Origin of the sequence: Nocardioides humilatus (genome assembly GCF_008373755.1) — a bacterium.
In the GTDB taxonomy this organism is placed as follows: domain Bacteria; phylum Actinomycetota; class Actinomycetes; order Propionibacteriales; family Nocardioidaceae; genus Nocardioides; species Nocardioides humilatus.
Genome location: NZ_VUJV01000001.1, coordinates 1,226,890 through 1,240,964 on the forward strand (window position 1 = coordinate 1,226,890; position 14,075 = coordinate 1,240,964).

The window sequence follows — 14,075 nt, forward strand, 5'->3', positions numbered from 1 at the left end:
CCAGCACCCTAGCCACACCTCCGGCCCGTCAGACCGGGCTCCGGCTCAGTAGTACCAGGGGTACGGCGACCAGTCGGGGTCACGCTTCTCGAGGAACTGGTCGCGACCCTCCTGGGCCTCGTCGGTCATGTAGGCCAGGCGGGTGGTCTCGCCGGCGAAGAGCTGCTGGCCGACGAGGCCGTCGTCGGGGAGGTTGAAGGCGTACTTCAGCATCCGCATGGCCGTGGGGCTCTTGCCGTTGATGGTCCGGCCCCACTCGAGCGCGACGGCCTCGAGATCGGCGTGCGGGACGGCGCGGTTGACCGTGCCCATCCGCATCCCGTCGGCGGCGTCGTAGGTCTCGGCAAGGAAGAAGATCTCGCGGGCGTACTTCTGGCCGACCTGCTTGGCGAGGTAAGCCGACCCGTAGCCGCCGTCGAACGAGCCCACATCGGCGTCGGTCTGCTTGAAGCGCGCGTGCTCGGCACTGGCGAGGGTGAGGTCGGAGACGACGTGCAGCGAGTGGCCGCCGCCGGCCGCCCAGCCGGGTACGACGCAGATGACGATCTTCGGCATGAAGCGGATCAGGCGCTGGCACTCGAGGATGTGCAGGCGGGCGAGCTTGGCCTTGTCGATCGCGCTCGGCTCGGAGGCACCGGTCGCGCCGGCGGCGTAGGTCGCGCCGTCCTCCTCGTACTGGTAGCCGGCCTTGCCGCGGATCCGCTGGTCGCCGCCGGTGCAGAAGCTGCGCTTGCCGTTCTTCGGCGACGGGCCGTTGCCGGTGAGGAGCACGCAACCGACATCGGCCGAGGTGCGCGCGTGCTCCAGCGTGCGGAGCAGCTCGTCGACCGTGTGCGGGCGGAACGCGTTGAGCACGTCGGGTCGGTCGAACGCGATCCGGACCGTGCCGTGGGCCTTGGCCCGGTGGTAGGTCAGGTCCGTCAGGTCCTCGAATCCGGGCACCTCGTCCCAGGCCTCGGAGTCGAACGTCTCGGACACACCTTCGATCGCGCTCATGCGTGGAGGTTATCGACCTCGCGTCGCGACGCTTGACCTTGCCCCTAGGGGCAAGGTCTACCGTCGTCCTCGTGCAGATCAAGGAGCTGGCCGACCGGGCCGGTGTCACCGTGAAAGCGGTGCGCTACTACGAGTCACGCGGCCTGATCACGCCCGATCGGGCGGGCAACGGCTACCGCGACTACGACGACAACGACGTCCAGGTCGTGCGCGAGATCCGGGCCCTGCTGAGCCTCGGGCTCACCGCCGCCGAGACCGTGCCGTTCGTCGACTGCCTGCGCGCGGGCAACGACCGGGCCGACGTGTGCCCGGCCTCGCTCGAGGCCTACCGCTCGCGGATCGCCGAGATCGACCGGCGCATCAGCGAGCTCACCGGCCTGCGCGACGAGCTCACGGAGCTCCTGCACGACGCCGAGTCCTACCGATCCGAGGAGACCCCATGACCGCGACGACCAACACCACCGATGCGGACTTCCAGGCCGACGTACTCGACTCGGCGACGCCGGTCCTCGTGGACTTCTGGGCGCAGTGGTGCGGACCGTGCCACCAGATCGCCCCTGTGCTCGAACAGATCGCTGCCGAGCGGGCGGGGTCGCTGAAGGTCGTGAAGATCAACAGCGACGAGAACCCCGTCACCGGTGCCGGCTACCGCGTGCTCGGCCTGCCCACGCTGCTCGTGTTCGACAAGGGCGAGCTGGTCCTCGAGCTGCGCGGGGCGCGGCCCAAGGCCGCGCTCGACCGCGAGCTCAACAAGGTGCTCAGCTGACGGGAGTCAGGACGAAGACCGGGATCTCGCGGTCGGTCTTCGCCTGATAGCTCGCGTAGGTGTCCCACGTGTCGACGGCGAGGTCCCACCAGTCCTTGCGCTCGTTGCCCTGGACGAGTCGGGCCTCGTAGAGCGCTGGCTCCGGGCCGTCCTGGAGCTGGACCACCGGGTGGGCGAGGAAGTTCGCCACCCAGGCCGGGTTGTCGGGAGCGCCGCCCTTCGACCCGATCGCGACGTAGGCGCCGTCACGCTCGACCCGCATCACCGGGTTCTTGCGGAGCTTGCCGGACGCGGCGCCCTTCGACGTGATGACCACGATCGGCCAGTCCGGGTTGCCGCGGAGCACGTTGGCCTCGCGGCCACCCGTCGCCTCGTAGGTCTCGACCTGCTCGCGCACCCAATCGGCGGGGCTGGGCTCGTAGACGCCTTCGAGAAGTTCAGTCATACCTGAGTCAATGCCCGACGACCCGCCGGGCATTCCCTCCCAGGGACGGATCAGGCGTTGCCAATGGTGACGGCGAGCCCGGACAGGTGTCCGAGACGGGCGATCTCGGAGTCGACGAACTCCGGGCCGCCGCGGCGACCGATCACCACGATCTCGTTGCCGTCGAGACGGGCCGCGGCGTAGAGCGTCTGGTCGTCGTCGCTCTCCGGGTCGAGCCGGCTCGGTCCTTCGAGGTCGACGAACTCGAACTCGTCGGGCGCCGCACTGGTGCCGTGGACGACACCCTTCGCGCGATGGACGCGGGCAGCCCAGTCGACGCGGAAGGTTGCCGGCAGCAGCTCGACCAGCTTGTCGAGCGCCTGGTCCGGAGCTGCGGTGAGCTCTTCGACCGCCTCGAGGTCGAGGACCAGGTTGCCGCCGGCGGGATAACGGCTGATCCACACGACCTTCACACCGTCGAGCGCGTTGCACGCCGAGACGATCGAGTCGGGCATGGTGCCGGTCAGGGTCTCGAGGAGCACGTCGTCGAGCACCGTGCCGTCGGAGCGCTTCTCGACGATCTCGATCGCCTCGATGTCGCCGCCCGCCATACCGATCGCGGTCGCCACGCGTCCCAACGACCCGGGGACGTCGGGCAGCTCAACGCGCAGGAGGAACGGCATGCCTGCCACGCTACTTGGCCGAGGTTGCCGGATCGTTTCGGGGCCGTACGTCGGGCAGGAGCTCAGTCCGCCGCGAGTCGCTGTGCTAGTCCCGTCGCCCGCTGGGCCCGGCGCTCGACGGCCGCGACGACCGACTCCGCGGTCCCGACGACGTGCACGCGCTCCTTGGCGCGCGTGACGGCGGTGTAGAAGAGCTCGCGAGTGAGGAGTGGCGAGTCGGGCGGCGGCAGCAGCAGGGTCACCTCGGCGACCTGGCTGCCCTGGCTCTTGTGGATCGTCATCGCGTGGAGCGTCTCGACCGCGCCGAGCCTCGCGGTCGCGAGCCAGAGGTGCGACCGGACCCCGGCGATCACCCCTCGCAGCTTGTCGTCCTCACGCACCACGACACCGGTGTCGCCGTTGTAGAGCCCGAGACCGTAGTCGTTGGAGGTCACCAGGAGCGGACGGCCGGCGTACCACTCCTGCCACACGGCCGGGTCGTGCTCGGCGAGCAGGCGCTCGGTGAGCCGGTTCCAGTGCGCGACGCCGAAGGGACCATCACGGTGGGCGCAGAGGAGGCGGTGGGCGTCCATCGCTGCGAGAGCCGCATCAGCGTCACCCGCCAGCGCCGCCGCACGCGTGGCGAGCGCATGGTCGAGCAGCCGCGCGCGCAACGCATCAGCGCCGACCACCGGGTCGACCAGCTGCACCCGGTCGTCGTCGTCGGTCAGGAGCTCCACCACGCGATCGGCGTCGCCTTGCCGCAGCGCCTCGGCCAACGCGCCGATGCTCTCGCCGAACCGGTGGGTCGTGCGGAGCCCGGTAACCGCGCCGGGAGCCCGGCCGGCGAGGCCTTGGACGAGGTCGGCGAGGACCGCGCCGGCTTCGACGCTCGCGAGCTGGTCGGCGTCACCGACGAGCACCAGGCGGGCATCGGGCCGCACCGCCTCGAGCAGTCGGGCCATCATCGTCAGCGACACCATGGAGGTCTCGTCGACCACCACCACGTCGTGCGGGAGCTTGTTGCGCCGGTGGTGGCGGAAACGGTTGCGCGAGCCGGGGGTCCACCCGAGCAGTCGGTGGAGGGTCGAGGAGCTCAGACCGCTGAGCCGAGCCCGGTCGGCGTCACTGAACCGCTCGTCGGCCTGCGCCTCCTCGACCGCCTGCTGGAGCCGGGCCGAGGCCTTGCCCGTCGGTGCGGTGAGCGCGACGCGGAGCGGCCGCTCGGACTGGGCCGCGAGCAGTGCGAGCAGCCCCGCGACGGTCGTGGTCTTTCCCGTGCCGGGACCGCCGGTCAGCACCGTCGTCCACTGGCGGGCAGCCGCGAGCGCCGCGGTGCGCTGTTCGTCGTAGCCAGCCGGGAACAGCCGGTCCGCGGTCTCGGCAAGCGCCTCTTCGTCGACCTGCGGTGCGGGAGCGGCCACCCGGGCCCACAGGTCGTCGCGCACCTGACCTTCTTCCCGCCAGAACCGGTCGAGGTAGAGCAGGCCACCTTCGCGGCGCAGCACGCCCGAAGCGGCGAGCACGCTGGCCGCGATGCGCTCCCGCCAGGAGTCGACCGCGGGCCAGGGCAGGTCGGCAGCACCCTCGCTGGTCACGAGCGCGTCGAGGTCGACGCACACCGATCCGTGGCGGGCGGCCCGCACCAGGGCCGCGACGGCGAGCGCCACTTCGGGATCGACCTCGTCGGCCAACGCACAGATCCGCGTTGCGGCATGCACGTCGGCGCTGGTCAGCAGCCCGGCACGGTTGAACGTCGCGAGCAGCCCGTCCGCGCGGCGGGCTACCCGGTGGTCGTCGCGCTCCTCGATCTCGAACAGCTCGGTCATCGGGCGCTCCCGTCGAGGAGGTCGGACAGCGCGAGCACCATCGCGGCGGGCGGCTGCCAGCTGAAGACACCGCACGGCACGCCGTCGACCTCGGGAGTGTCCGGACCGCACATGCCGCGGACGTAGAGGTAGAGCACCCCGCCCAGGTGGGTCGCCGGGTCGTAGCCGGGCAGTCGCCAGCGGAGGTAGCGGTGGACGACGACGGAGTAGAGCAGCGACTGCAAGGGGTAGTGCGAGTGGAGCATCGCGTCGACGAGCAGTGGCGGCGCGTAGTCGGCGGCGGTGACCGGGCGGCCGACCTCACCGAGCCGGTTGGTCTTGTAGTCGACCACGAGGAAGCGTCCGCTCGGCAGCCGGAGCACCGCGTCGATGCTGCCGGAGAGGTAGCCCCGCAGCGACTGGTCGGCGAGCGGCGGCTGCTCGAGCCGATCGGCGTAGGCGACCATCGGGTCGTCGGCGTCGAGGTGCGCGCGCAGCACGGGTGCCAGGTCGGCCAGTCGCGCTTCGGACCGCAGGCCGCGCGCCAGGTCGCCACCGGCGAGCGGGATCTCGAAGTCGAGCTCGCGCAGGCGGTCGCGCAACGGGATCTCGGCGAGCGACAGGCCATCGGCGAGCGGGCCGAGCGAGGTGCGGTTGAGCGGTACGAGCGCCTCGGCGAGCTCGTCGGGCGTTGCCTCCGAAGGCCACCACCGCAGCTGTTCGAACGCGCGCTGCCGCAGCTCGGCCTGAAGATCGGCCGCCTCGGGGTCGGTGTGCTCGAGGATCGCGTGGACCAGCGAGCCGAATCCGGCTCCCGCAGGGAGGTCGGCCATCGGGGACGGCAGGTCGACGGCCTCGTCGACGGCCACCGCTCCCGCGGGGACCTCGTCGTCACCGGACTCGTCGTCCTTGCCGGGCCGCTCGGGCTCGCTCGTGGCGATGGCCTGCTCCTCGACCCTGATCAGCCCGGAGTAGGAGGTGCGCCGCCAGTCGAGGTCGATCTCCCGACCGAAGACCCGTGCGGCAAGGTGCTCGTCGGGGACGTCGACCCCAGCCAGGCGGGCGCGTGCGGTGCCGTCGGCGACCTCGGCCGTCGGGCCGGCGTAGTCGCGCTCGATCGTGCGCAGGATCTCCCGTGCGCGCTCGTCGTCGCTCACCGGCGCGGACGGCTCCATGTCACGGGTGCCGGGCCGCCGGCCGAAGAGCATCCGGTGCAGCGCGCCCTTCGCCGTACCTTCCTCGGGCGCCCACCAGGCGACGACCTGTGACTGCGCGCGGGTCAGCGCGACGTAGAGCTTGCGGAGCTCCTCGCCGGCCTCTTCGTTGCGGTGGGCCTCGAGGCTGTAGGCCCACTGGCGGCCGGTGCCGGCCACGTCGATCAGCCGCCGCAGCCGCGTCGGGTCGGAGCGATCGTGGAAGAGGGCGGTGGTGAGCGCACGCTCGTAGCTGGCGTAGATGTAGGGCAGGTAGACGACCGGGTATTCGAGGCCCTTGCTGCCGTGGATCGTCACGATCTGGACGGCCTGGGCATCGGAGTCGAGCCGACGCGGCCGCTCGCCTGCAGCCGTGCGGAGTCGTTCGTCGCGGAACCACTCGAGCAGCGCGGTCAGACCGAGGCGCTGGCCGACGGCCTGCTGGTGGAGCAGCTGGCCGAGGTGGCGCAGGTCGGTGAGCAACCGTTCGCCGCCGACCCGACCCAGGATCCGACCGCTCAGCCCGCGCTCCTCGAGGGACTCGACGAGGGCGGCGACCCCTCGGGTCCGGACCAGGATCGCCCCGTCGCGCAGCTCGTCGGCCACCTCGCCGGTGAGCGTGTCGTCACCCCGGACGATGTCGGTGATGTCGTAGCCGAAGAAGCAGGTGAGGGCCGCCGACCTGACCAAGGGCGCGCGGTGAGGGGCATCGAGAGCCTTGAGCAGCGTGAGCCAGTCGTCGGCGGCCGGGGTCAGGAAGACGTCGCCCCCGCCGTTGAGCACCACGGGCACGCCGCGCTTCTGCAGCGCGCCCTCGACCATCGAGCCCTGGTAGCGGTCGGACACGAGGCAGGCGACGTGGTGGGCCTCGATCGGCTTGCCGTTCCACGTCGCACCCGACCCGAGGAGGCCGACGACGTCGTCGGCGAGGTCGGCGGCGATGCGCTGGCGGGCCGGCCACCAGGGCACCAGGTCGTCCTTGAGCTTGAACCCGTCGCGGGGCAGCTGCCGCACGCGGAACGGCTCGGGGTGAGGTGCCCCGACCAGCCGCGGCTGGGCATGAGCAGCAGCGACGTGGCGTACGACGATGTCGGGCGACCCGAGACCGGCGTGACCGAGCGTGGCGTTGAAGCGCTCGACGAGCGCTGCGTCGGACCGCCGGTTGGTGCCGAGGGTCGCGCGGGTCGTGGCCTGACGCGACGCCGCCAGGTAGGTGTCGACGTCACCACCGCGGAAGCCGTAGATGGCCTGCTTCGGGTCACCGATCAGGATCAGGGTCGCGGCGCCGTGGAAGGCGCGCTCGAGGATCTGCCACTGCACCGGGTCGGTGTCTTGGAACTCGTCGACGAGCACGACCTTCCAACGCCCGCGCATCCGGGCCCGGGCCGGGGCGTCGTCGTGCTCGAGCGCGTGGGCGAGCCGGGAGAGCAGGTCGTCGTAGGACTGGATGCCGAGGCGCTGCTTGCGGCGTTCCACCTCGTCACGGACCCGCTGTGCGAAGTCCGCCCGCGCCGCTGCGCCGGGGTGGGACGTGTCCGGAGGGGCGAGCTCGACCGTCTGGTGGAGGACGGCTTCGCGCCCGATCGCCGTCGCGACGTCACGGGGGAACGGCGGCGGGGTCGGACGGTGTCCGTGGTCGGCGAGGTAGAGGTCGTCGACCACCTCGATCACGAGCTCGTCGAGCGACTCGACGAGCGTCGCGGCGGTGTCGCTCTCGCTGGCCACGCCGAGGGAGCGGAGGACCACGTGGCAGAACTGATGGGTGGTCGCGATCGTCGCGCTGTCGAACGAGGCCAACGCGTTGCGCAGCCGCTCCTGGCGACGGGTGAGCTCGACCGGGTCGACATCAAGCAGGTGGGTCACCACCTCGTTGTCGGCCTGGACGTCACCGGTCGCGAGCTGGCGCGACACCGCCCGCTCGGCGGACGTCAGCTGCTCGCGGACCCGCGATCGGAGCTCCTGGGTGGCCGACCGACTGAAGGTGATGACCAGCATCTCGTCGAGGGTCGCGATCCCCTCGGCGACGTAACGGGCCACCAGAGCGCCGACCGTAAACGTCTTGCCGGTGCCGGCACTCGCCTCGAGCAGGGTGGTCCCCTCGGGGAGCGGCCCGACCAGGTCGAAGATCGGCACCTCATCGGCGGGGTTGACGGCGCTCACCAGCTCCCCACCTCGCTCTCGAGCAGCGGGCTCCACACGCGCATCGCGACGGCGCCGAACCGGTGCGGTTCGTCAGCCTCACCCGGCTCGTTGGTGCCCGGCAGCGGCGCCTTGTCACCCCACACCAGGACGTATTCGGCATCGAGCCGCTCGCCCTCGTAGCGACCGTCGTAGCGCCACGCTTGGTAGTCGACGCGATCGAGCGCGACGCTCGCGTCGGTGTTGGTGCGGCGGGCCCGCGCGTATTTGATCGACGACTTGAGCGGGAGGGGCAGCGGCGCCACGAGGCCCTCGTCGCGCAGCGCGACCAGGTCGCGGAGCCAGCCGAGGGCGCGATGGTCGAGCGGCGCAAGACGGGAGACCTCGAGGTCACCGCGCGAGGTCTCGGGGCGCCCGATCGTCAGGCCGCGCCAGGCGCGGTCCTGATCGCTGGCCGCGAGCGCGAGCAGCTTGATCCACGAGTGGAGCCGGTGCTTCGGCCCGAGCTTCGAATAGCTGACCCGGACGAGCAGGTCGCCGTGGAGCTCGGGCACCGTGCCGCGCAGCCGCCGACCACCACCCAGGTCGACGTCGACGTCGACCGCGCGCTGCGCCGAACCGGTGTGGGCGAGCGCCTCGATGGCCAGCGGACGCGCCCGCCCGATGACCTTCTGCAGGATGCGGTCGCCGAGCTCACCGGGCGGGACCACCCCGCGCCGCCGCTCGCGCAGCACCGCCGCGTCGGGGTGATGGCCGCGCATCAAGTCGCCGAGGATGCGATCTCCGACAGCCCACTCCTCCAGCGCGTCGAGCGCGATCGGGATGCGGTCGTCGACGGGCTCGTCCTCGCGGGGCAGCGCGATGCCCAGCCGCTGCTTGAGGAAGCCCTTGACCGGACCGCCGTAGAACTCGACGAGGTCGTCGAGCGCGACGTCACCGGCGACCGGAGGGGGCAGCTCACCGGCGAGGAAGGGCGGTGGCTCCTCGCGGTCGCGCTCGACAGCCCGGGCGCCCGCGAGGGCGAACCGGTCGAAGGCGAAGGCGTGTCCGGGCACGAGCGCGCCGGCCTTGAGGTTGCGCCGGTCGAACGGCTGCAGCGGGTGCTTGATCCGCACCTGCTCCGAGACGGACCGGCCGTCGCTGGTGCTGGCGGTGAGGTCGAGCGCGTCGAGCAGCTCACCGACCGGCACAGCCGGTGGTCGCGCCTGGCCGGTGAACTCGTTGGCGCCGGTGTAGGTGATCACCAAGGTGTCGGTCGCGGCGAGCACCGCGTCGAGCAGCAGCTGACGGTCCTCGCTGCGAGGGTCCCGCTCTCCGGTCATCGGTCGGCGCGCGAGGACGTCGTCGCCGTCGGTCACGCCGACGCGCGGGAAGACGCCGTCGTCGAGGCCGAGCAGGCAGACCACCCGGTGCGGCACCGACCGCATCGGCACCAGCGTCGAGACGGTCAGCACGCCGGTGCGGAAGTTGGCACGGGTCGGCCGGCCGGCGAGCCGGTCGCCGAACATCGCCCGGACGTCAGGCAGCCGGAGATCGACGTCGGAACCCGCGGCCGACCGGAGACCGTCGAGCTCACGCTGCACCTGACCCAGCTGCCACGCGTCGGCCGGACGCACGGAGGTCAGCGAGCCGACCCCCTCCTCGATCGTGTCGAGCCAGTGGTCGAGCGGATGAGTGCCGACGAGGCGGTCGGTGACCGATTCCAGGCGCGCGACGAACTCCGACAACCGGCCGATCAGGTCGATGTCACCGCTGCCGACATCGTCGAGCGGCAGCACGTCTCCGAGCAGGGCGTCGCTGTCGTCGGACAGCGCGATCCCGGAGAGCAACCGGTCGAGACCCGAGCGCCAGGTGTTGTCGCCGTAGGCCTGCAGCCCGAACTCGGTGCGGTGCTCGGCGTCGAAACCCCACTTGACCCCGGCCTGCGCGACCCAGGTCGCCAGCAGGTCGAGGTCGTCGTCGCGGAAGCCGAACCGGCGCCGGACCGGCTCCGCGTGCGCGAGGTCGAGTACGGCGCCCACCCCTGCCCGGCCTCCCGCCAGGTCGAGCACCCGCGCCACCACAGCCAGCAGCGGGTTGGTCTGGTCGAGGGCGCGGTCGGCGAGGCTCACCCGCAGCCGATGGGCAGGGTGTCCTTCGGGACCGACCACGTCGGCGAGACCGAAGGCCGCCGACAGCAGCGGCGCGTAGCCCTCGATGTCCGGGCACATCACGAGGACGTCGCGAGGCTCGAGCATCGGGTCGTCGGCGAGCAGCCCGAGCAGCACCTCGCGGAGCACCTCGACCTGGCGGGCCGGACCGTGGCAGGCGTGCAGCTGGACCGACCGGTCGGTCGTGGCGACGACGCGGGTCGCCGGGTTGCCGGGGGCGTTGGAGCGCAGGTCGTGCTGCAGCCAGCCGAGCAGCGTCTCCCCCGCTGGTTGAGGTGCGAGCGAAGCGAGCCTCGAAACCAAAGGCTCATCGACCACCTCGTGAGCAGCCAACGCTCGCTGCAGCTCCCTGGTGTCGCGCCCCAGCGTCGCGAGCAACGGGTGCCCGACCTGCAGGTGGGAGGTGTCGTCGACCCGCGGGACGGCCCCACGGAGGTCGTCGAGCCGCGACCACAGCGCCTCGGAGGGGTGCGGCAGCCACAGGTGCACCTCGCGCTCGGCCGCCAGGGCGTCGAGCAGCTCGAGGTCGCCGGTCGCCAGCCGGGTGTGGCCGAAGAGGTTGACCCGCGCGGGCAGGGCGACCGATCCGGGGTCGAGGCGGAGCTTCTCGATCGCGGCGACCTGTCGACGCGCGGGATCGGGAGCACCGACCGCGGCGGCGAGCCGGCGCCACAGCTCGGGCTGCCAGAGGAGATCGGCAGGCACGGGACCACCCGCGCCGTCGAGGTCGCGCCCGGCCGCCCAGTCGGCGACCAGTGCAGGCCGTTGCGCGGCGTAGGACGCGAACAGGGCGGCGAGTCGCCGGGCGGTGGCGAAGCGCCGGCCCCGCCGCAGCTCACCGTCGTCGCCGTCGACCGCATGGCCGAGGTGGCGCGCGAGCGTCGCCGCCCACGGCTCCGCAACGGAGGCGTCGATCACCTGGAGCAACGGCCAGGTCAACGCGTCGGCCGCCCACGGGTCGTCGTCAGGTCGCCCGGACACCACGGCGAAGAGCGATCGCGGGCTCGTGAAGTCGACGCCGGCGCACACGCCGTCATCGCGCCCCGTCGCAGCACCGAGCCGGTGGGAGAGCCGCTGCGAGAGCCAGCGCTCCACCCCCTTCGCCGGCACCACGACCACCTCCGACGCGAACGGGTCGGCCAGCGGGGTCGCCAGCAGGTCGCCGAGGGCGTCGGCGAGCTGGTCGGTCCGCGGGGCGCGGTGGAGGTAGAGGGTCATCGCGGGCTGAGGTTAGCCCCGGGGTCCGACGCGTGGGGCCGCGCGTGTCCGCACGACGTCAGGCGTCGCGGTGGTGCAGGTGCTCCCGAACGTCCTCGTCGGCATCGTCGATCTCCCCCTGCAGGGCGAGCACGGCGTCCGGCTTCCCGTGGAAGCGGCCGTAGGAGTAGAAGATCAGGGCGAGCGCGAGGAAGCCCGAGATGATCTGCGTGATGCCGGTCCACATGCCGCCCGGCAGCCACCAGTCGTCGTCGACCGGCCACCAGGACGGTTCGTCCGGCTGCATGATCCACAGGACGCCGCAGAGCGCCAACCCGATCGAGAAGAGGGTGGACAGCGCGATCCTCGGCCACGTCTCGACGCTCTCAGCAGCACCCTTGAGCGCCCGCAGCCGGACCGGCTCGCTCCACCGCTCCGCCCACGAGTACTGCCGCGACAACACGGCGAGGCCGGCGAACATCAGCAGCAGCCCGGGGCCGGGCAGGACCAAAGCCGCGATGCCGGCCAGGAGCAGCAGCCAGCCGACCACCTCGAGCAGAAGCCGCTTGGCCGCACCGGTCATGGCACTCATCCTGCCTTAGAAGCTCAACCGCCGAATTTGCGGAGATACGCCAGTGCGTCCTCGTCGGCGCGTCCGTGCTCCGCAGCGATCCGCGCCCACTTCATCGCCATCTCGTGGAAGCGCAGCGGGTTGTAGACGTCCTCCTCGCGGGAGAAGAGCCCGTCGCCGGCGTACGTCATGATCGTGATGTTGGGCTCCTCCAACAGCGTGCCGTCACCGGGGTCGGGCATCGGGTTGCGCACCTCGCAGACCAGCCGCGCGGCGTCGGCGTCGACGACCTGCCAGCTGAGCGGGAAGCCCGTCATGACGCGACCGGGATAGCTCGTCATCGTGCGCACCGACCATGCCCTGATCTCGTCGCGACCGCGGAAGGTGCCCATGGCGTGCTCGACGTAGACCGCGTCCTCGGTGAAGAGGTCGGCGTATCCGGTCCAATCACCGGTCGCCACGATGTCGGCGACCTTGCTATGGAAGACGGCGTAGGCCTCGGAGATCTCGTCGGCGCTGAAGCGGGGGCTCACGCCCCGAATCAAACCACTGCTGAACCACTAGGCTCACACGCATGCCGCGCTCGACGCCCGCCCATCAGCGGAGTCCCTTCGGCGCGCGCATCCTCGGGCCCCGCGAGCAGGACCTCGGCAAGCTCCGGATCCGGGTCCAGGTCCTGCTGACGCTGGTCGCGGTCAGCACCAACCTCATCGGCGCCGGCATCGTCTTCGTCGTCAACAACTTCGCGGTGCCCGCACCCAAGCCCAAGCACGAGATGTACGTCGCCCTGGCGATCGCCGTGCCGACCTACATCGTGGTCGCGGCGGTCGTCGGCGTGCTGTGGGGCACCTCGGCCAGCCTCCGCGCACTGCGGTGGGCGACCGAGGGCATCGACGTACTGCCCACCCCGAAGCAGCGACGTCAGGCGCTCAACGTGCCGCTGCACCTCACGCTGATGCAGCTGACGCTCTGGTTGGCCGGCAGTGCCTTCTTCACGGTCCTCACGATCATCATCCAGCCGAGCCGAGCCGTGTCGACCGGCCTCACCGTCGGGATCGGCGCGCTGATGGTGGCGGGGGTCTCCTACCTGCTGATCGAGTTCGCCCTGCGGCCGGTCTCCGCCCGCGCACTGGTCGGCACCGAGGTGACCGACCGCGTCCGGTTCGTGGGCGTCGGGCCACGCATGCTCCTCTTCTGGACGATCGGCACCGCGGTCCCGCTCACCGGGCTCCTCGTGGCCGCGATCCTCGCGCTCGCGCAGCCGTCGGAGACGTCGTTGCGCCAGATGGCGGTGGTGACGATCGCGACCAGCGCCTCGGTGCTGACGTGGGGTTTCGTCCTCACCGACCTCAATGCCCGCTCGGTGGTCGCGCCGATCGTCGCGGTGCGCAACGCCCTGCGCGAGGTCGCGGACGGCAACCTCGACGCCGACGTCGTCGTCTACGACGGCACCGAGCTCGGCGCCCTCCAGAGCGGCTTCAACCAGATGTCGGCCGGCCTGCGCGAGCGCGAGAAGCTCCGCGACCTCTTCGGCCGCCACGTCGGGCACGACGTCGCGGCAGCCGCCGTCGACGCGACGACGGGCGAGGTGAAGCTGGGCGGCGAGACCCGCGTCGCCTCGGTGCTCTTCGTCGACCTGACCGGATCGACGTCCTTCGCAGCCGGCCACGCGCCGTCGGAGGTCGTCTCGGTGCTCAACCGCTTCTTCGGGATCGTCGTCGATGAGGTCGACCGACGCGGCGGGCTCGTCAACAAGTTCATGGGCGACGCCGTGCTGGCGATCTTCGGAGCCCCGACCCACGACGAGGACCACGCCGCCGAGGCGCTGTCCGCAGCCCGGGCGATGGCGATCCGGCTGACCAAGGAGGTGCCCGAGATCGAGGCCGGCATCGGGGTCGCGACCGGCACCGTCGTCGCGGGCAACGTGGGTCACGAGCTGCGTTACGAATACACCGTCATCGGCGACGCCGTGAACTCCGCGTCGCGCCTCACCGACCTCGCCAAGGAGACCAACACCGGGGTCCTGGCGATGTGGGACACCGTTGTCAGCGCTGCCGACCGCGGACGCACCGACGAGTCGATCCACTGGGAGAAGCACGGGTCCGCCGTACTCCGTGGACGCGCGGCGAAGACGCCGCTCGCGATCCCGATCGACCTGTAGGTCGCCGG

General features: G+C 71.6%; 11 protein-coding genes. 3 read left to right on the plus strand and 8 right to left on the minus strand.

Translation table 11 applies throughout. The features are described 5' to 3' along the window. Window positions 1–45: 45 nt before the first annotated feature. Complete coding sequence (locus F0U44_RS05710) at window positions 46–996, minus strand: 1,4-dihydroxy-2-naphthoyl-CoA synthase (protein WP_149727227.1); 951 nt, start codon at window positions 994–996, stop codon at window positions 46–48. A 71-nt stretch (window positions 997–1,067) separates the two neighbouring features. On the opposite strand from F0U44_RS05710, the gene F0U44_RS05715 reads away from it, so the two are divergent. Together F0U44_RS05715 and trxA are read left to right on the plus strand one after the other, a co-directional pair. After that, window positions 1,068–1,439 carry a MerR family transcriptional regulator gene (locus tag F0U44_RS05715; protein ID WP_149727228.1) on the plus strand — a complete coding sequence of 124 codons (372 nt, stop codon included), beginning with the start codon at window positions 1,068–1,070 and terminating at the stop codon, window positions 1,437–1,439. Then, the gene (gene trxA, locus F0U44_RS05720) at window positions 1,436–1,762 is read left to right on the plus strand and encodes a thioredoxin (protein WP_149727229.1); all 327 of its coding nucleotides are present in this window, start codon (window positions 1,436–1,438) and stop codon (window positions 1,760–1,762) included. The genes F0U44_RS05715 and trxA overlap by 4 nt, the downstream gene beginning before the upstream one ends. Here the strand turns inward: trxA and F0U44_RS05725 are convergent. From F0U44_RS05725 to F0U44_RS05755, 7 genes are all read right to left on the minus strand, one after another. Beyond that, window positions 1,755–2,207: a nitroreductase family deazaflavin-dependent oxidoreductase gene (locus F0U44_RS05725; RefSeq protein ID WP_149727230.1), complete on the minus strand. Its 453-nt coding sequence runs from the start codon at window positions 2,205–2,207 to the stop codon at window positions 1,755–1,757. The two genes, trxA and F0U44_RS05725, sit on opposite strands and share 8 nt — an antisense overlap. A gap of 50 nt (window positions 2,208–2,257) precedes the next feature. Continuing rightward, window positions 2,258–2,869 (minus strand): ACT domain-containing protein, encoded by a 612-nt coding sequence (locus F0U44_RS05730; RefSeq protein ID WP_149727231.1) that lies wholly within the window; start codon window positions 2,867–2,869, stop codon window positions 2,258–2,260. Between the two features lie 62 nt (window positions 2,870–2,931). Next, window positions 2,932–4,677 (minus strand): exodeoxyribonuclease V subunit alpha, encoded by a 1,746-nt coding sequence (recD, locus tag F0U44_RS05735; RefSeq protein WP_149727232.1) that lies wholly within the window; start codon window positions 4,675–4,677, stop codon window positions 2,932–2,934. Continuing rightward, entirely contained in the window at window positions 4,674–8,009 is a 3,336-nt protein-coding gene (locus tag F0U44_RS05740; protein ID WP_246160315.1) for a UvrD-helicase domain-containing protein, read from the minus strand. The genes recD and F0U44_RS05740 overlap by 4 nt, the downstream gene beginning before the upstream one ends. Then, window positions 8,006–11,356 carry an exodeoxyribonuclease V subunit gamma gene (gene recC / locus F0U44_RS05745; RefSeq protein WP_149727233.1) on the minus strand — a complete coding sequence of 1,117 codons (3,351 nt, stop codon included), beginning with the start codon at window positions 11,354–11,356 and terminating at the stop codon, window positions 8,006–8,008. Before recC ends, F0U44_RS05740 begins: the two co-directional genes overlap by 4 nt. 58 nt (window positions 11,357–11,414) lie before the next feature. Next, window positions 11,415–11,918, minus strand: coding sequence for a PGPGW domain-containing protein (locus tag F0U44_RS05750; RefSeq protein WP_246160316.1), 504 nt, complete (start codon window positions 11,916–11,918; stop codon window positions 11,415–11,417). Between the two features lie 23 nt (window positions 11,919–11,941). After that, window positions 11,942–12,439, minus strand: a complete 498-nt coding sequence (locus F0U44_RS05755; RefSeq protein WP_223163580.1) for a nuclear transport factor 2 family protein — start codon at window positions 12,437–12,439, stop codon at window positions 11,942–11,944. A gap of 41 nt (window positions 12,440–12,480) precedes the next feature. Here F0U44_RS05755 and F0U44_RS05760 point away from each other — a divergent pair, with 41 nt between their 5' ends. Then, window positions 12,481–14,067 carry an adenylate/guanylate cyclase domain-containing protein gene (locus tag F0U44_RS05760; RefSeq protein WP_149727236.1) on the plus strand — a complete coding sequence of 529 codons (1,587 nt, stop codon included), beginning with the start codon at window positions 12,481–12,483 and terminating at the stop codon, window positions 14,065–14,067. Window positions 14,068–14,075: the final 8 nt, after the last annotated feature.